At 32.7% G+C, this 18,711-nt stretch carries 16 protein-coding genes, 1 tRNA gene and 1 other annotated feature; all 17 genes read left to right on the top strand.

Annotated features, from left to right (window positions below):
• Positions 1–111: 111 nt before the first annotated feature.
• Positions 112–1,821 (top strand): proline--tRNA ligase, encoded by a 1,710-nt coding sequence (locus tag J1C67_RS04940; RefSeq protein ID WP_089969018.1) that lies wholly within the window; start codon positions 112–114, stop codon positions 1,819–1,821.
• 17 nt (positions 1,822–1,838) lie between these two features.
• Positions 1,839–3,239, top strand: a complete 1,401-nt coding sequence (cysS, locus tag J1C67_RS04935) for a cysteine--tRNA ligase (protein WP_167866864.1) — start codon at positions 1,839–1,841, stop codon at positions 3,237–3,239.
• Between the two features lie 47 nt (positions 3,240–3,286).
• Entirely contained in the window at positions 3,287–3,703 is a 417-nt protein-coding gene (locus J1C67_RS04930) for a Mini-ribonuclease 3 (RefSeq protein WP_167866865.1), read from the top strand.
• A 52-nt stretch (positions 3,704–3,755) separates the two neighbouring features.
• Positions 3,756–4,733: a 23S rRNA (guanosine(2251)-2'-O)-methyltransferase RlmB gene (gene rlmB, locus J1C67_RS04925; RefSeq protein WP_089969025.1), complete on the top strand. Its 978-nt coding sequence runs from the start codon at positions 3,756–3,758 to the stop codon at positions 4,731–4,733.
• Between the two features lie 26 nt (positions 4,734–4,759).
• The gene (locus J1C67_RS04920; RefSeq protein ID WP_089969028.1) at positions 4,760–5,272 is read left to right on the top strand and encodes an NYN domain-containing protein; all 513 of its coding nucleotides are present in this window, start codon (positions 4,760–4,762) and stop codon (positions 5,270–5,272) included.
• 67 nt (positions 5,273–5,339) lie between these two features.
• The gene (gene sigH, locus J1C67_RS04915; RefSeq protein WP_089969031.1) at positions 5,340–5,984 is read left to right on the top strand and encodes an RNA polymerase sporulation sigma factor SigH; all 645 of its coding nucleotides are present in this window, start codon (positions 5,340–5,342) and stop codon (positions 5,982–5,984) included.
• 82 nt (positions 5,985–6,066) lie between these two features.
• A tRNA-Thr gene (locus J1C67_RS04910) sits at positions 6,067–6,142 on the top strand.
• 63 nt (positions 6,143–6,205) lie between these two features.
• Positions 6,206–7,399 carry an elongation factor Tu gene (tuf, locus tag J1C67_RS04905; RefSeq protein ID WP_089969034.1) on the top strand — a complete coding sequence of 398 codons (1,194 nt, stop codon included), beginning with the start codon at positions 6,206–6,208 and terminating at the stop codon, positions 7,397–7,399.
• 173 nt (positions 7,400–7,572) lie between these two features.
• On the top strand, positions 7,573–7,722 hold the full coding sequence (gene rpmG / locus J1C67_RS04900) for a 50S ribosomal protein L33 (protein WP_089969037.1): 150 nt from the start codon (positions 7,573–7,575) through the stop codon (positions 7,720–7,722).
• A gap of 49 nt (positions 7,723–7,771) precedes the next feature.
• On the top strand, positions 7,772–8,005 hold the full coding sequence (gene secE, locus J1C67_RS04895) for a preprotein translocase subunit SecE (RefSeq protein WP_089969039.1): 234 nt from the start codon (positions 7,772–7,774) through the stop codon (positions 8,003–8,005).
• A gap of 16 nt (positions 8,006–8,021) precedes the next feature.
• The gene (gene nusG, locus J1C67_RS04890; protein WP_167866866.1) at positions 8,022–8,543 is read left to right on the top strand and encodes a transcription termination/antitermination protein NusG; all 522 of its coding nucleotides are present in this window, start codon (positions 8,022–8,024) and stop codon (positions 8,541–8,543) included.
• A gap of 76 nt (positions 8,544–8,619) precedes the next feature.
• The gene (gene rplK / locus J1C67_RS04885; protein WP_089969043.1) at positions 8,620–9,045 is read left to right on the top strand and encodes a 50S ribosomal protein L11; all 426 of its coding nucleotides are present in this window, start codon (positions 8,620–8,622) and stop codon (positions 9,043–9,045) included.
• 54 nt (positions 9,046–9,099) lie between these two features.
• A complete protein-coding gene (rplA, locus tag J1C67_RS04880; RefSeq protein ID WP_089969044.1) occupies positions 9,100–9,789 on the top strand; it encodes a 50S ribosomal protein L1 in 690 nt (229 codons plus the stop codon).
• Positions 9,790–9,831: 42 nt separating this feature from the next.
• Positions 9,832–9,962, top strand: a sequence feature (ribosomal protein L10 leader region).
• A 34-nt stretch (positions 9,963–9,996) separates the two neighbouring features.
• Positions 9,997–10,500: a 50S ribosomal protein L10 gene (rplJ, locus tag J1C67_RS04875; protein ID WP_089969046.1), complete on the top strand. Its 504-nt coding sequence runs from the start codon at positions 9,997–9,999 to the stop codon at positions 10,498–10,500.
• Between the two features lie 43 nt (positions 10,501–10,543).
• Positions 10,544–10,906 carry a 50S ribosomal protein L7/L12 gene (rplL, locus tag J1C67_RS04870; RefSeq protein ID WP_089969048.1) on the top strand — a complete coding sequence of 121 codons (363 nt, stop codon included), beginning with the start codon at positions 10,544–10,546 and terminating at the stop codon, positions 10,904–10,906.
• Between the two features lie 386 nt (positions 10,907–11,292).
• On the top strand, positions 11,293–15,015 hold the full coding sequence (rpoB, locus tag J1C67_RS04865) for a DNA-directed RNA polymerase subunit beta (protein ID WP_089969049.1): 3,723 nt from the start codon (positions 11,293–11,295) through the stop codon (positions 15,013–15,015).
• Positions 15,016–15,036: 21 nt separating this feature from the next.
• Positions 15,037–18,570: a DNA-directed RNA polymerase subunit beta' gene (rpoC, locus tag J1C67_RS04860; RefSeq protein ID WP_167866867.1), complete on the top strand. Its 3,534-nt coding sequence runs from the start codon at positions 15,037–15,039 to the stop codon at positions 18,568–18,570.
• Positions 18,571–18,711: the final 141 nt, after the last annotated feature.

Genomic DNA, 18,711 nt, shown 5'->3' with positions numbered 1-18,711 from the left:
TAGTGAATAGTTATTTTTTAGATATGTCTAATGATGTAGTGACGTGTAGACTTTGTAAAAATTAATTTATAGTGCATTTAACTAGTCTAGAAATAAGGGGAGGAAATAATTATGAAAATGGCAAATATGCTTGTATCAACATTACGAGAGGTTCCAGCAGAGGCTGAAATAGATAGTCATAAGTTAATGCTAAGAGCAGGTATGATAAGAAAGATGGCTTCAGGAATATATAATTACATGCCTTTAGGATTAAAAGTATTAAAAAACATAGAAGAAATAGTTAGACAAGAAATGAATGATGCAGGAGCACAAGAATTTTTAGCCTCAGCGATTTTACCAGCAGAATTATGGCAAGAATCAGGAAGATGGGATGTTTACGGAGAAGAAATGTTTAGATTAAAAGATAGAAACAATAGAGAATTCTGTCTTGGACCAACACATGAAGAAGTATTTACGGATATGGCAAGAAATGAAATAAAGTCTTATAAGCAGTTACCAGTTAATTTATATCAAATTCAAACTAAGTATAGAGATGAAAGAAGACCAAGATTTGGGATAATGAGATCAAGAGAGTTCATTATGAAAGATGCATATAGTTTTGATAAAGATCAAGAAGGTCTAGATGTATCATTTGATAAAATGAATGAAGCTTATGTGAAAATATTTAATAGATGTGGAATAAATGCTAAATGTGTAGAAGCAGATTCAGGTGCTATTGGCGGATCAAACTCTGCTGAATTTATGGTTAAATCTGAAGTTGGAGAAGATGATGTAGTATTCTGTAATGCTTGTGATTATGCAGCTAATATGGAAAAGGCACCTTCAACAGTGGATAAGGCAGAAAAAGAAGAGGCTAAGGAATTAGTTAAAACAGAAACACCAAATATAAGAACCATTGAAGAATTAACTTCATTTTTTAATACTTCAGCTAAGAAGTTTGCAAAAACATTAATATTTAATGCTGATGGTAAAATAGTAGCAGTTATGGTTAGAGGCGATAGAGAAGTAAATGAGACTAAAGTTTCTAATGATTTAGGTGGAATAGCTCAACTAGAAATGGCATCTGCGGAAGATGTATTTAAAGCTACTAATGCGGCCATAGGATTTGCGGGACCAATAGGAATAAAAATTGATGAACTTTTAGTTGATGAAGAAGTAGCAAATATGTATAACTTTATTGTAGGTGCAAATGAAACAGGATTCCATTTAGAAAATGCCAATTATGGAAGAGATTTTGAAGGTAAGGTTGGAGATTATAGAAATATAACTATAGGCGAAAAATGTCCAGCTTGCGGATCAGAAATAACAATAGCAAGAGGAACAGAAGTAGGTCATATATTTAAGCTTGGAACAAAGTATTCAGAAACTATGAAAGCCACATTTATGGATGAAAATGGTAAGGATAAACCGTTTGTTATGGGTTGCTATGGGATTGGAGTTACAAGAACAATGGCATCAGTAATAGAACAACATCATGATGAGTATGGGATAACTTGGCCTTTGGCATTAGCGCCATATCATGTTTCAGTAATACCTGTAAATATAAAAGATGAAGAGCAAATGGAAATAGCAGAAAAGTTATATAATGAACTTAGAGCCTTAGGGGTAGATGCATTATTAGATAATAGAAATGAACGAGCTGGAGTTAAGTTTAAGGATTCGGAACTAATAGGTATTCCAATGAGAATAACAGTTGGTAAGAAGATTGGTGATGGAGAAATTGAATTTAAGTTAAGAACTAAAGAAGTAGAAGTTATAAGAGTAGAAGATGTTATTAATAAAGTAAAAGAAGAATTTAAAAAAAATAATTTTAAATTATAAAATAAGGAGGGCGTAAAATGAAAATTTTTAATACCCTAACTAGAAAAAAAGAAGAATTCATACCATTAAATCCAGATGAGGTTAAAATGTATGTCTGTGGACCAACAGTTTACAATTACTTTCATATTGGAAATGGTAGAACGTTTATAATTTTTGATACTATAAGAAGGTATCTTGAATACTCTGGGTATAATGTGAAGTTTGTTCAAAATTTTACAGATATAGATGATAAAATGATAAATAAGGCTAATGAAGAAGGAACTACAGTAAAAGAAATTGGTGATAAATATATAAATGAATATTACAAAGATGCTGATGGGTTAAATATAGAAAGAGCAACTTCAAATCCAAGGGCAACAGAATTTGTTTGTGATATAGTTGAATTTGTAAAAGAATTAATAGAAAAGGGCTATGCTTATGAAGTAAGCGGAGATGTTTACTTTAGAACTAAAAGATTTGAAGGCTATGGTAAATTAGTAGGACAAAATCTTGATGATTTACAAGCTGGAGCAAGGATTAATGTAGATGAAAGAAAAGAAGATGCAATGGATTTTGCAATATGGAAGGCTCAAAAGCCTGGGGAACCATCTTGGGAGAGTCCATGGGGGCCTGGAAGACCGGGTTGGCATATAGAGTGTTCTTGTATGGTTAGAAAGCTATTAGGCGACACTATAGACATACATGCAGGTGGAATGGATTTAGCATTCCCGCATCATGAAAATGAAATAGCACAAAGTGAAGCTTTAACAGGAAAAACTTTTGCAAAGTATTGGATACATGGAGCTTTTGTTAATGTAGATAATAAAAAAATGTCTAAGTCGCTAAATAACTTCTTTACAGTAAGAGATGTTTTAGAAGAATATGATGCAGATGTAGTAAGATTTTTAATGTTATCAGCACATTATAGAATTCAATTAAATTATAGTAAAGATTTATTAGATTCAGCTAAAGCATCAATTGAAAGATTGTATAATGCTATAGGGAACTTAGAAAGTCTTTTAGAAGAAGTTATAAAAGAAAATATGGATGCAGACGAAAAAGAATATCTTTTATCATTAGATAGCTATAGACAAAAATATATAGAAAAAATGGATGATGATTTTAATACAGCTGATGCTATATCAACTTTATTTGATTTGGTGAAAAATACAAATAGTAATATTACCATTGGTTCATCTAAAGAACTGTGCAATAAAGCTCTAGAGTTAATAAGAGAATTAGGGATGCCATTAGGTATTCTTCAAAAATCTACTAAAGTAAGTTTAGAAGATGAGATAGAAGGGTTAATAGATCAAAGGCAACAGGCGAGAAAAGATAAAGATTTTGCATTGTCAGATAAAATAAGAGATGATCTTAAAGAAAGAGGTATAATATTAGAGGATACACCACAAGGTGTGAGATGGAAAAAAGCTGATTAGATAGGATGGGCTGCATTTAGCAGCCTTTACTTCAGAGGGGTGGATGTATGTTAGACGATTTAAGAATAAGAGAATTTAGTAAAGATGAGGCTAGAAATTTGAATGCATTACAACTAGCGTTAATTGGTGATGGAGTTTATGAAATATTTATTAGAAATTATGTTCTTAGTAAAGATATAGATTTATCAGCTCATAAAATTCACGTTAAGGCTATTGGATATGTAAAAGCTAAAAGCCAATCAACAATAATACATAACCTAGAATGTGATTTAACTGAGGAAGAGTTATATATATTTAAAAGAGGAAGAAATACAAAATCAGCTACAGTACCTAAAAATGCTGATGTAAGAGATTACAGAGCGGCTACTGGTTTTGAGGCTTTAATTGGATATTTATATTTAATAGGTGACAAAGTGAGATTAGCATATATACTAAGTAAGAGCGTGACTGTAGAATTAAATTAAGATGAAAAAATATTTTCAAAGGTAATTTAATAGAATTTAAGGAGTGATTTTAATGACAAAAGGAACGAGAGTAGTTAGAAAAGAAATAAGAGAGAAAAGAAAAACAGAAGAATCAGGTACTAAGGAAGTTAGAGTTGGCAGAGAGGTTTCGTACTCAAAGGATTATGAAAGAAAATCAAGATATTCCAAAGATGCAAAATTTGAAAAACAACCAGTAAGCACAAGAGAAAATGGATTTAATAGAAACAAAAGCTCTAAGAGAGAAGATGAAAAGCCTCAAGAAGCACCAATAAGAGAAGATTTAATAATGGGTAGAAATTCAGTAATAGAAGCTTTAAAGAGTGATAGAACTATAGAGTGTCTTTATTTAGCTAGTGGAGATACAGAAGGATCAGTTAAGGTAATAATTAGTTTAGCAAGAGAAAAGAAAATAGTTATTAAGGAAGTAGACAGAAAGAAATTAGATTCAATGTGTGGAGAAGGAAATCATCAAGGTGTCGTAGCTATTGTAACACCATTTAATTATTGTCAAATTTCTGAAATGTTAGAGTTTGCTAAAGAAAAAGGCGAAGAGCCGTTCATAATTGTATTAGATGAAATAGAAGATCCACATAACTTAGGCTCAATAATAAGAACAGCAGAACTAAGTGGTGCTCATGGAATAATAATTCCAAAGAGAAGAAACGTAGGGATAACACCAACAGTTTATAAGTGTGCAGTTGGAGCTATAGAACATATGAAGATTGCAAAAGTAACAAATATAAATGCAACTATAGACATATTAAAAGAAAAAGGTATTTGGATTTATGGAGCAGATATTGAAGGAACAGAATTTAGTCATCAAGTTGATTTTAATGGACCTTGTGCTATTGTAGTAGGTAGTGAAGGAAGAGGTATATCAAAATTAACAGTTAAGAAATGTGATAAGTTAGTTAAGATTCCTATGGTTGGTAAAATTAACTCTTTAAATGCTTCAGTTGCAGGTGCTATAATGATGTATGAAGTATTAAAAGGTAGATTGGTAAAATAGTGTTTATTAATCAAAAGGTATAAGATGTGAAAATTGTATTTGTAGATGGATATAATGTCATAAATAGCTGGCCTAATCTTAAAACTGAAAAAGATCATAGTCTTGAAGGGGCTAGAAATAAATTAATAAATATACTTCATAACTACAGTGTTTTTAATGATTGCAAAGTTATAATAGTTTTTGATGCTTATAAAGTACATAGAAGTCTAGAAAATAAGGAGCAAATAAATAAAAACATTACCGTAGTGTTTACAAAAGATGGAGAAACTGCTGATGGTTATATCGAAAGAAAAGTGCATAGCTTAGGTAGAAGAGTCGAAATATATGTTGTAACTTCTGATTATTTAGAACAACAAACAATATTTCAAAGAGGAGCTGTAAGAGTTTCAAGTTTAGAATTTTATAGCGAAGTTAATACCTCGGAAAATATTATTAAGAATAAAGCAATCGGAAATAAAGCCACTAATAAAAATCATTTAGGTGATAATGTAGATAAAGATGTTCTAGCTAGATTAGAAGCCATGAGACGAAGTAATTAGCTTAATTGACTTGTATAGAGCCTTAAGCTATAATTAGCATGAAGTATTGGGTCAAGGGGTGAAATTAGTGATAAACAAAGGAAGTGTTAAAGAAGATTTTGTAGAGTGGAAAGATAAAGCTGATGAAGAAATTGTAGTAGAAGCAAAAGAAGGCAATAAGAGAGCTCAAGAATATTTAATATCTAAATATGAAAATTTTGTTAAATCTAAGGCTAAATCATATTTTCTTATAGGTGCAGATAAAGAAGATATTTATCAAGAAGGAATGATTGGTTTATATAAAGCTATAAGAGACTTTAAAGTTGATAGGTTAACATCATTTAGAGCCTTCGCTGAGATTTGTGTAACTAGGCAAATTATAACAGCTATAAAAACAGCTACAAGACAAAAACATATCCCTTTAAACACTTATATATCCTTGAATAAACCCATTTATGAAGAAGAGTCTGATAGAACTTTATTAGATGTTATAGCTGGTATTAGAATAACAAATCCTGAAGAATTAGTTATAGGTCAAGAGCAAATTGAACTAATTCAAGGAGAAATGACAAAAGTATTATCAGAACTAGAATTAGAGGTACTTCATTCTTATTTAGATGGTAAATCATATCAAGAAATTGCATGTGATTTAGATAGACATGCAAAATCTATTGATAATGCATTACAAAGAGTTAAAAGAAAGCTAGAAAAATGTCTATCAGATAAAAAATAAAGTCATTAAAATTATATTGACAAAATTTTTGAATGATAGTAAACTTTATAATTGGTATATCAAAGATTAAAGAAGTAGGAATGCTCACGTAGCTCAGTCGGTAGAGTGTCGCCTTGGTAAGGCGGAGGTCGTCGGTTCAATCCCGATCGTGAGCTCCAATATATTTAAAAAAAGCAAAACGCTAGGCAAAGTTTATTTAAACAATAAAGGAGGAATTTACAATGGCAAAGCAAAAATTCGAAAGAAGTAAACCACATGTAAATATTGGAACAATTGGTCACGTAGATCACGGTAAGACAACATTAACAGCTGCTATAACAACAGTATTAGCAACACAAGGATTCGCGGAGGCTTTTAACTATGCAGATATAGATAAAGCACCAGAAGAAAAAGCGAGAGGTATTACAATTAATACAGCTCACGTAGAATATGAAACAGAAGCAAGACATTATGCACACGTTGATTGTCCAGGACATGCCGATTATGTAAAGAACATGATTACAGGAGCGGCACAAATGGATGGAGCTATATTAGTATGTTCAGCAGCAGATGGCCCAATGCCACAAACTAGAGAACATATACTATTAGCATCAAGAGTTGGTGTTGATTATATAGTTGTTTTCTTAAACAAAGCAGATATGGTAGATGATGAAGAATTATTAGAATTAGTTGAAATGGAAGTAAGAGAATTATTATCAGAATATGATTTCCCAGGAGACGATATTCCAGTAATAAAGGGTTCAGCTTTAGTAGCATTAGAAAATCCAACAGATGAAAAGGCAATTGCGCCAATCATGGAATTAATGAAAGCTGTAGATACTTATATACCAACACCAGAAAGAGCAACAGATAGACCATTCTTAATGCCAGTAGAAGATGTATTCACAATTACTGGTAGAGGAACAGTTGCAACAGGAAGAATCGAAAGAGGAGTTCTTAGAGTAGCTGATGAAGTTGAAATCGTTGGATTAGCAGAAGAAAGCAGAAAAGTTGTAGTAACAGGAATAGAAATGTTCAGAAAGTTACTAGACGATGCACAAGCTGGAGATAACGTAGGAGTTCTTTTAAGAGGAATTCAAAGAGCAGATATTGAAAGAGGTCAAGTTTTAGCAAAAGCTGGAACAATTAAACCACATACTAAATTTGTAGGTCAAGTATATGTACTTAAAAAAGAAGAAGGCGGAAGACATACTCCATTCTTCGATGGATACAGACCACAATTCTACTTTAGAACAACAGATGTAACAGGAGCAATAAAATTACCAGAAGGAATGGAAATGGTTATGCCAGGAGATCATATAGATATGAGCGTTGAATTAATCAACAAAGTAGCTATGGATGAAGGCTTAAGATTTGCAATCAGAGAAGGTGGAAGAACAGTAGGTTCAGGAGTTGTTACTAGCATAAAGGAATAATAATATTCTGAGAAATTATATAGAAGATAAAGTTACATTATTTAGTCTTTTACAAAGGTTGACATATTGACATAATACTTGATATATGATAATGTGTTTAAGTAATTAGAACTAATTAGAATAATAGAAAGTTTATCTTTTATATTATTTACGATAAATTGGAGGTGCAGACTGTGAGAGTAAAAATAACTTTAGCGTGCACAGAGTGTAAGCAAAGAAATTACAACACAATGAAAAATAAGAAAAACAACCCAGACAGAATGGATATGCAAAAATATTGCAAGTTCTGTAAGAAACATACACTTCATAGAGAAACTAAGTAGAACGCAATTAAAGTAATGACATACTCACGAAGATTAAGGATGTGAAGTAATGGCTATTAAAGAAAATGCGAAATTAAATATGGCTTCATCACAAAATGGTGGAATCGTTAAATTTTTTAGAGAGGTTAAGTCAGAAGTTAAAAGAATAAGCTGGCCGTCTAAAAATGACACTAAGAAGGCATTAATTGCAGTTGGAGTAGTAGGACTAGTATATATTATATTAGTTGGCGGATTAGATTATGTTTCTCAAAACCTCTTTGAATTTATCTTTAAACTAAAATAAGGAGGTTTAAGAAAATATGAGCGAAAGAGCAAGATGGTATGTAGTACACACGTACTCAGGCTACGAAAACAAGGTTAAAGTTAATCTTGAAAAAACTGTTGAAAATCGAAATCTTGAACACTTACTTCAAGACATACAAGTGCCTATGGAAGAAGTTATTGAAGAAAAAGATGGAAAACAGAAAGTTTCTCTTAAGAAGAAATTTCCTGGATATGTATTAGTTAAAATGTTCATGACAGATGAGTCATGGTATGTTGTTAGAAATACAAGAGGAGTGACTGGCTTCGTAGGTCCAGGATCTAAACCAGTACCTCTTACTGATGAAGAAGTAGAATCAATGGGAGTTCAAGAAAGTCCAGTTGATATAGATTTAGAAGTAGGAGAAAGTATAACAATTATCGCTGGTCCTATTAGAGGATTTGTGGCAACTATTCAAGAAATAAACTTAGAGAAACGTAAAATTAAGGCATTAATCGATATGTTCGGTAGAGAAACTCTAGCTGAACTAGATTTTACACAAGTTGAGAAGTTGGTTTAATAATTTATTATAAACTAATCTTTTAATAAAGTGGGAGGGCTAAGGCCCGCATTACCACAGTATAGGAGGAATATACATGGCTAAGAAAGTAACAGGAATGATCAAATTACAACTTCCAGCAGGAAAGGCAACACCAGCACCACCAGTTGGGCCAGCTTTAGGACAACACGGTGTTAACATTATGGGATTCTGTAAGGAATTCAATGCAAAAACTGCAGCACAAGCTGGGTATATAATACCAGTTGTAATAACAGTTTACCAAGATAGATCTTTTAGTTTTATCTTAAAGACTCCTCCAGCAGCTATTTTAATTAAGAAAGAGCTAGGACTAGAAAGCGGTTCAGGCGTTCCTAATAAAACTAAAGTTGGAAACTTAACTAAAGAACAAGTAAGAAAAATTGCTGAAATAAAAATGCCAGATTTAAACGCGGCTACAATCGAAACTGCAATGAGCATGATCGAAGGAACTGCTAAGAGTATGGGCGTAACTATAGAAGCTTAATTCGCAAAAAAAAGTGGGAGGTAAAAGCCGTTAATACCACAAAGGAGGCCAATTATGGGTAAGAAGTATATTGAAAGTGCAAAAATGATAGATAAGAATGTTTTATACACTCCATCAGAAGCTTTAGAATTAGCAGTTAAAACTGCGAAGGCTAGTTTTGATGAAACTGTAGAATTACATGTAAGATTAGGGGTAGACCCAAGACATGCTGATCAACAAGTTAGAGGAGCAGTAATTCTTCCTAACGGAACAGGTAAAACTGTTAAAGTATTAGTATTTGCTAAAGGCGAAAAAGCTAAAGAAGCTTTAGAAGCTGGAGCAGACTTCGTTGGAGCTGACGAATTAGTTGGTAAAATCCAAGGAGAAAATTGGTTCGACTATGATGTAGTTGTAGCTACTCCAGATATGATGGGTGTAGTTGGTAGATTAGGAAGAGTACTTGGACCTAAGGGTTTAATGCCAAATCCAAAATCAGGAACAGTTACATTTGATGTTGCTAAAGCAATCGCTGAAATCAAAGCTGGTAAGGTAGAATATAGAGTTGATAAAACTTCTATCGTTCATTGCCCAATCGGTAAGAAATCATTCGGTGCTGAAAAGCTACAACAAAATTTCCATGCTTTAATGGAAGCTTTAGTAAAAGCTAAACCTGCAGCTGCTAAAGGACAATACGTTAAATCGGTATCTGTTTCAAGCACTATGGGACCTGGAGCGAAAGTTAATCCAGGAAAAATATTAGAATAATATTGACAAGAATTTTATTATGTTATATAATAAATTTTGTTATTAAATAGAATACTGTTTCCGTAGACAGTAGGTGCCGAAAGGTTTAAAGTGTATCGCCTACCTAGGATGACAAAATAATTGATTATTTTGGTCTTCCTATGTCTACTGGGAAGACCTTTCTTATTATAAATTACAGGTTAAACTGTAAGGAGGTGGACTACAATAATGAACAAAAACAGACAACTTAAAGAATTAAAGGTAGCTGAAATAAAAGAAAAGCTTGAAAAAGCTCAATCTGTTGTATTAGCTAGCTATCAAGGATTAACAGTTGAAGAAGACACAATTTTAAGAAAATCTTTAAGAGAAGCAGGCGTTGAGTATAAGGTTTATAAAAACAGCTTAGTAATATTAGCTGCTAAGGAATTAGGTATGGACAGTATTGAAGAATACTTACAAGGACCAGTTTCAATAGCTTTAGGTTATGAAGATGCTACTGCTCCAGCAAGAGTATTATTTGATTTTGCAAAAAGCCATAAGAAATTAGAACTAAAGGCTGGTATAGTTGATAGTGTTATCTACAACAAGGAACAAGTTGAAAAACTTGCTACAATACCATCAAAGGAAGTTCTTATTGCGAAACTTCTTGGAAGTTTCAAGGCTCCATTATCAAAAATTGCATGTGTATTAAATGCAATTAAAGAAAAGAAAGAAACAGAATCAGCTGAATAAGCTAAAAAAATAATTTACAAGAAATTTTGGAGGTGCCATTATAATGACAAGAGAAGATATAATTCAAGCAATAAAAGAAATGACTGTTTTAGAATTAAACGAATTAGTAACAGCTTGCGAAGAAGAGTTTGGTGTTAGCGCTGCTGCTCCAACTGCTGCTGCAGGTGCTGTTGCAGGTGCTGCTGTAGAAGAAAAAACTGAGTTCGACGTGGTATTAGTAAGTACTGGATCACAAAAGATCAAAGTTATTAAAGTAGTAAGAGAAATAACTGGATTAGGATTAAAAGAAGCTAAAGAAATAGTTGACGGAGCTCCTAAGACAATTAAAGAAGCTGTAACTAAAGAAATGGCTGAAGAAATGAAAGCTAAGTTAATTGAAGTTGGAGCTGAAGTAGAAGTTAAGTAGTTTTACTTCTAAAAATTAAAAGGTGCTGTTATGGCACCTTTTTATTTGTCAAAATGAAACTATATAAAATATCAAAGTTCTGGGATACTTTATATAGTTTTATAATTTTTTATTGAATGTTTTTCTATACTTTTTTAGAATAATAAGTAGGTAGATTATTAAAAACTATATATTAAGATGAACAATAAAAATATTGACAATGTAAGGTCATTATGGTACTATCAATAAATGTACTATTCAGTATGGATAATTATATATTTATGTAAAAATAAAGTATAATCAGTTAAAAATATGGTTATACTAAAAAGTGATGCTGTCCGAAAGCGTAAGTCCTTAGGGAAAGTATGCTTTTGGTTATTTTAGTTTTATACGAGGGGTGAAAATTCATGGTACATCCTGTCCAAGTAGGAAAAAGAACTAGAATGAGTTTTGGTAAGGTTAAAGATGTAACTGACATGCCAAATCTTATTGAAGTACAATTAGATTCTTATGAGTGGTTTTTAAAGGAAGGGCTTCATGAAGTATTTTATGATGTTAATCCAATAACAAACTTCACGGGAAACCTTGTACTTGAATTTGTCGACTATAAACTTGATATTGATAATATTAAGTATTCAGTGGAAGCGTGTAAGGAAAGAGATTGTACTTATGCTGCACCACTAAAAGTTTCAGTAAGATTACAAAACAATGAAACAGGCGAAATCAAAGAACAAGAAGTGTTTATGGGTGATTTCCCATTAATGACTGAACAAGGAACTTTCATAATCAATGGTGCTGAAAGAGTTATTGTCAGTCAATTAGTAAGATCACCAGGTGTTTACTACAATTACAGTGTGGATAAGAGTGGTAAAAAACTATATTCAGCGACTGTAATACCAAATAGAGGAGCATGGTTAGAATATGAAACAGATTCTAACGATATTATCTATGTAAGAATAGATAAAACTAGAAAACTTCCAATATCAATATTAGCTAGAGCTATGGGAATTGGTAGTGATCAAGAGCTTTTAGATTATTTTGGTGAAGAAGAAAGATTTAAAGCAACAATAGAAAAAGATAACACGAAAACTAAAGAAGAAGCCTTATTAGAAATGTATAAGAGGTTAAGACCAGGAGAACCACCAACAGTTGATAGTGCGGTATCTCTTATAGATTCATTATTCTTTGATGCAAAGAGATATGATTTATCAAGAGTTGGTAGATACAAGTTTAATAAGAAATTAGCTATAAACTTAAGACTTATTAATCATGTTGCAGCTTTAGATGTAGTTAATCCAAACACTGGAGAAGTTATAGTTGAGCAAGGCACTAAAATAAGTAGGTCTTTAGCAGAAGAAATTCAAAATGTAGGTATAAACTCAGTTGATATTTTAGTTGAGGATAGAGTTCTAAGAGTTATAGGAAATAACTTTGTAGATATTTCAAAGCATGTTTCGTTTAATATCGAAGATTTAAACATTAGAGAACTTGTTCATTACCCTACATTAAAAGAAATATTAGATAATTATGATGATGAAGAAATCATAAAAGAGGAAATTAAAAAGAACTTAAACAGATTGGTTCCTAAACACATAATTAGAGATGATATATTCGCTACAATTAGTTATGAAATGGGATTACCTTATTTAGTAGGTAATGTAGATGATATAGATCATTTAGGAAACAGAAGATTAAGATCAGTTGGCGAATTGTTACAAAATCAATTCAGAATTGGTTTGTCAAGAATGGAAAGAGTAGTTAAGGAAAGAATGACTATTCAAGATCAGGAATCCATAACGCCACAAATGTTAATTAATATTAGACCAGTTGCTGCAGCTATAAAAGAATTCTTTGGTAGCTCACAATTATCACAATTCATGGATCAAACAAATCCACTATCAGAATTAACTCATAAGAGAAGATTATCTGCACTAGGACCTGGAGGTCTTTCAAGAGAAAGAGCTGGTTTTGAAGTTAGAGACGTTCATCATTCTCACTACGGTAGAATGTGTCCTATAGAAACACCAGAAGGACCAAATATAGGGCTTATTAACTCGCTTGCAACATACGCAAGGGTTAATGAATATGGATTTATGGAAACACCATATAGAGTTGTAGATAAAGAAGCTGGACTTGTAACTGATGAAATCAGATATTTCACAGCAGATGAAGAAGATCAATATCTAGTAGCTCAAGCTAAGGAACCTGTTGGAGCTGACTATAAATTTGTTGATAAAAAAATTACAGTTAGAAATATGGAAGAGATACTAATAGTTAGTGCTGAAGAAGTAGATTTAATTGACGTTTCACCAAGACAAATTGTATCAGTAGCAACGTCTATGATACCTTTCTTAGAAAATGATGATGCATCAAGAGCTCTTATGGGATCTAATATGCAACGTCAAGCAGTTCCTCTATTAAAGTCAGAAGCACCAATAGTAGGAACAGGAATAGAATATAAGGCTGCAGCAGATTCAGGAGTTTTACCAAAAGCTAAGAATGCTGGTACAGTTGTATATGTAAGTTCTAATGAAATTAGAGTTAAGAGAGAAGTAGACGGTGGAATGGATTCTTATAAACTTCTTAAGTTTAAAAGAAGTAATCAAGGTACTTGTATAAATCATAGACCTTTAGTAGATAAAGGTGAAATGGTATTTAAAAATCAAGTATTAGCTGATGGACCATCAACTGACTTAGGTGAAATAGCATTAGGAAAGAATATCCGAATGGGATTTATCACATGGGAAGGATATAATTATGAAGATGCTATGCTTATATCAGAAGAATTAGTTAGAGAAGATGTATTTACTTCAATTCATATTGAAGAATATGAATGTGAAGCTAGAGACACTAAGCTAGGACCAGAAGAAATAACAAGAGATATTCCAAACGTAAGTGAAGATGCTCTAAAAGATATAGACGAAAGAGGAATAATTAGAATAGGTGCAGAAATAAGATCTGGTGATGTTCTTGTAGGAAAGGTAACACCTAAGGGTGAAACTGAATTAACTGCAGAAGAAAGATTACTTAGAGCTATATTCGGAGAAAAAGCTAGAGAAGTAAGAGATACATCTCTAAAAGTTCCTCATGGAGAAGCCGGTATAATAGTAGATGTTAAAGTGTTTACTAGAGAAAATGGTGATGAGTTAAACCCAGGAGTTAATGAGCTTGTAAGATGTTATATAGCTCAAAAGAGAAAGATATCTGTAGGGGATAAAATGGCTGGACGTCATGGTAATAAAGGGGTTATCTCTAGAATATTACCAGAAGAAGATATGCCGTTTTTACCAGATGGTAGACCACTGCAAATATGTTTAAATCCACTAGGGGTACCATCACGTATGAATATTGGTCAAGTACTTGAAGTTCATTTAGGTTGGGCAGCTAGCAAATTAGGTTGGCATATTGCAACTCCAGTATTTGATGGAGCAACTGAAGGTAACATTGAAGAATGCTTACAAAAAGCAGGATATAATGTTAACGGAAAGACTGTATTATACGATGGAAGAACAGGAATACCTTTTGATAACACTGTAACAGTTGGAATAATGTATATCTTGAAACTTGCTCATTTAGTTGATGATAAGATTCATGCTAGATCAACTGGACCATATTCATTAGTTACTCAACAACCTCTTGGAGGTAAAGCACAATTCGGTGGTCAAAGATTCGGAGAAATGGAAGTTTGGGCACTAGAAGCATATGGAGCAGCACATACACTACAAGAAATATTAACTGTTAAGTCAGATGATGTTGTAGGTAGGGTTAAAACATATGAGGCTATCGTTAAGGGTGAAAATATTCCTGAACCAGGAGTTCCAGAATCGTTTAAGGTTCTTATAAAAGAACTTCAAGCTTTATGTTTAGATGTTAGAGTATTAAACTATGATAAAGAAGAAGTGAATCTAAAGGAAATCGTTGAAGAAGAAATGGATTATCCAGAAGTAAACTTAGAAGTTAACATAGAAGGTGAAGAAGGTTTCGTAGCGAAACAAAAAATGCCTGAAGAAGGTTTTATACCAGAAGAAGATGAATCAGAACTTGAAGAAGAAATGGAATTCGAAAGTTTTCCATTGGATGGAATCAGCGAAGAATTAGAACTTGATGATTTTGTAAGTGATGAACACTAAATTTGAAGGGAGGATATACCCTTGTTTGAAACGAATAATTTTGATGCTATACAAATAGGATTAGCTTCACCTAGCCAAGTAAGAGAATGGTCTAGAGGGGAAGTCAAAAAACCAGAAACAATAAACTATAGAACTTTAAAACCAGAAAGAGATGGGTTATTCTGCGAAAGAATATTTGGACCTATAAAAGACTGGGAATGTCATTGTGGTAAGTACAAAAGAGTTAGATATAAGGGAATAGTTTGTGACAGATGTGGAGTTGAAGTAACAAAAGCAAAAGTGAGAAGAGAAAGAATGGGGCATATAGAACTTGCAGCCCCTGTTTCTCACATTTGGTACTTCAAAGGTATTCCATCAAGAATGGGTTTACTTTTAGATATGTCACCAAGATCTTTAGAAAAGGTATTATACTTTGCATCGTACATAGTTATAGATCCAAAGGAAACACCTTTACTAAAGAAACAGCTTTTAAATGAAAAAGAATTTAGAGAAGCTGTAGATAAATATGGAGATGAAAGTTTTATTGCTGGAATGGGTGCTGAAGCCGTTCAGGATTTATTAGGTCAAATAGACGTAGTAAATGGTGGAAGAGATCTTAAAGAAGAATTAAAACAAAGTAGTGGACAAAAGAAAATAAGAATCATTAGAAGATTAGAAGTTGTTGAGTCATTTAGAAAATCAGGAAATGATCCAAAGTGGATGATTATAAATGTAATTCCTGTAATACCTCCAGATTTAAGACCTATGGTCCAATTAGATGGTGGAAGATTTGCTACTTCAGATTTAAATGATTTATACAGAAGAGTTATAAATAGAAATAACAGATTAAAGAAGCTTTTAGATTTAGGAGCTCCTGATATAATTGTTAGAAATGAAAAAAGAATGCTTCAAGAAGCAGTTGATGCACTTATCGATAATGGTAGAAGAGGAAGAGCTGTAACTGGTCCTGGTAACAGACCACTTAAATCACTTTCAGATATGCTAAAAGGTAAGCAAGGTAGATTCAGACAAAATTTACTTGGTAAGAGAGTAGATTACTCCGGTAGATCAGTTATCGTAGTAGGACCTGAATTGAAAATGTATCAATGTGGACTTCCAAAAGAAATGGCTTTAGAATTATTTAAACCATTTGTAATGAAGAAGTTAGTAGAAGATGGTGTTGCACACAATATAAAGAGTGCTAAGAGAATGGTTGAAAGAGTTAATAATCAAGTTTGGGATATACTTGAAGAAGTAATCTCAGATCATCCAGTTTTACTTAACCGTGCACCTACGCTACACAGACTTGGAATTCAAGCATTCCAACCTGTTCTTGTTGAAGGTAGAGCTATAAAGTTACATCCATTGGTATGTACTGCATACAATGCCGATTTTGATGGTGATCAAATGGCGGTTCACGTACCTTTATCAGTTGAGGCGCAAGCAGAAGCAAGATTCTTAATGCTAGCAGCTGGTAATATTATGAAACCTTCAGATGGAAAGCCAGTTTGTATACCAACTCAAGATATGGTTTTAGGAACTTATTATCTAACAATAGACAAAGAAGACTGTAAGGGTGAGGGATCATGTTTTTCATCTAAAGATGAGGCTATAATGGCTTATGAATTAGAGAAAATAGCAATTCACGCAGCAATAACTGTTAGATTATTTAAAGAAATAGATGGAGTACTACAGTCTGGTAGAATTAAAACTACAGTAGGTAAACTTATATTTAATGAGTCAATACCACAAGACTTAGGATTCGTTAATAGAGAAAATGAAGAAGAGAAATTCAATTTAGAGGTTGATTTTTTAGTAACTAAAAAATCACTTGGACTTATAATTGAGAAGTGTTATATAGTTCATGGACCTACAAATACATCTGTAATGTTAGATAATATTAAATCATTAGGATATCATTATTCATCTATAGGAGCTATTACTGTATCTGCTTCAGATATGGTAGTACCAGAAGCAAAGTATGGTTTACTTAAAGAGGCTGATGAAACTGTTGATAAGATTGAAAAGATGTATAAAAGAGGCTTTATTTCAGATGAAGAAAGATATCAAAGAGTTATAGAAAAATGGACTAAAACAACTGAAGATGTTGCAAACGCATTAATGGATAGTTTGGATAGGTTTAATCCAATATTCATGATGGCAGATTCAGGAGCCAGAGGGTCTAAGTCTCAAATCAAGCAATTAGCTGGTATGAGAGGACTTATGGCAAGTCCGTCAGGTAAAATACTTGAATTACCAATCAGAGCTTCTTTTAGAGAAGGTCTAGATGTATTAGAGTACTTTATTTCAACACATGGTGCTAGAAAAGGTAATGCCGATACTGCACTTAAAACAGCCGATTCAGGTTATTTAACAAGAAGACTTGTTGACGTATCACAAGATGTTATCGTAAGAGAACAAGATTGTGGAACTGAAGAAGGTATTGTAATATCTGAAATCAGTGTAGGTAATGAAGTAATAGAAGGTATAAATGAAAGATTACATGGTAGATATACAGCAGAGGATGTAATTAATCCAACAACAGGAGAAACTATAATTGGTAAAGAAGAATTTATAGAATCTTATATGGCTGATAAAATTGCTGCTGCAGGAGTTAAACAAGTTAAAATTAGATCAGTATTTGCATGTAAGTGTAGAGTTGGTGTATGTGCAAGATGTTATGGTATGAACATGGCAACTGGACAGAAAATCAATATAGGTGAAGCTGTTGGTATAATAGCGGCACAGTCAATTGGAGAACCAGGAACACAGCTTACAATGAGAACATTCCATACAGGTGGAGTTGCCGGATCAGATATCACTCAAGGGCTTCCAAGAGTTGAAGAATTATTCGAAGCAAGAAAACCTAAGGGGTTAGCAATAGTAAGTGAAATTAATGGGGCTGTAAGAATTGAAGACACTAAAAAGAAGAGAACAGTATTTGTTATGTCTGCAGAAGGCGAAGAATTCAGTTATGACATACCTTTTGGTTCAAGATTAAAAGTAAAAGATGACGACTTCGTTGAAGCTGGTGACGAAATCACTGAAGGTTCAGTAAACCCTCATGATATAGCTGCTATAAAGGGTATAGATGGAGCCAGAAGATATTTACTTGCAGAGGTTCAAAAAGTTTATAGACTACAAGGTGTTGATACTAATGATAAACATATCGAAGTAGTTGTTAGACAAATGACAAGAAAAGTTAAGGTAACGGAATCTGGGGATACAGATTTATTACCAGGTACTATGATAGATATGTTCAACTTTGATGAAGCCAATGAAAAAATAAGAGAAATTGGTGGAGAAGAAGCTAAGGGCGACAAAGTATTACTAGGTATAACTAAAGCAGCCTTAGCAACGGATAGTTTCTTATCGGCGGCATCATTCCAAGAAACAACTAGAGTGCTTACTGAAGCTGCTATAAAGGGTAAAGTAGATCCATTAGTAGGCTTGAAGGAAAATGTAATTATTGGTAAGTTAATTCCGGCTGGAACTGGTATGATGCGATATAGAGCTGTAAAGCTTGATGTTGAAGAAGATATCATAGAAGATGATGATTTAGATATAATAGAATAATACAATGCAATTTTATTGACATGTGTATGCTTAAATGATAAAATACAAATTGTGTGATTTTGAAAAGCTACACTACAGTATAATTATCTACATGATTCATATGGATAAAGTTTAACTTTACTTCTATGAACTTTGTAAAAG

This window comes from Clostridium gasigenes, from assembly GCF_017348895.1.
Classification (GTDB): domain Bacteria; phylum Bacillota; class Clostridia; order Clostridiales; family Clostridiaceae; genus Clostridium; species Clostridium gasigenes.
Note: the sequence above shows the minus strand (reverse complement) of the source record. Positions and strands in the feature narration are given on the sequence as shown.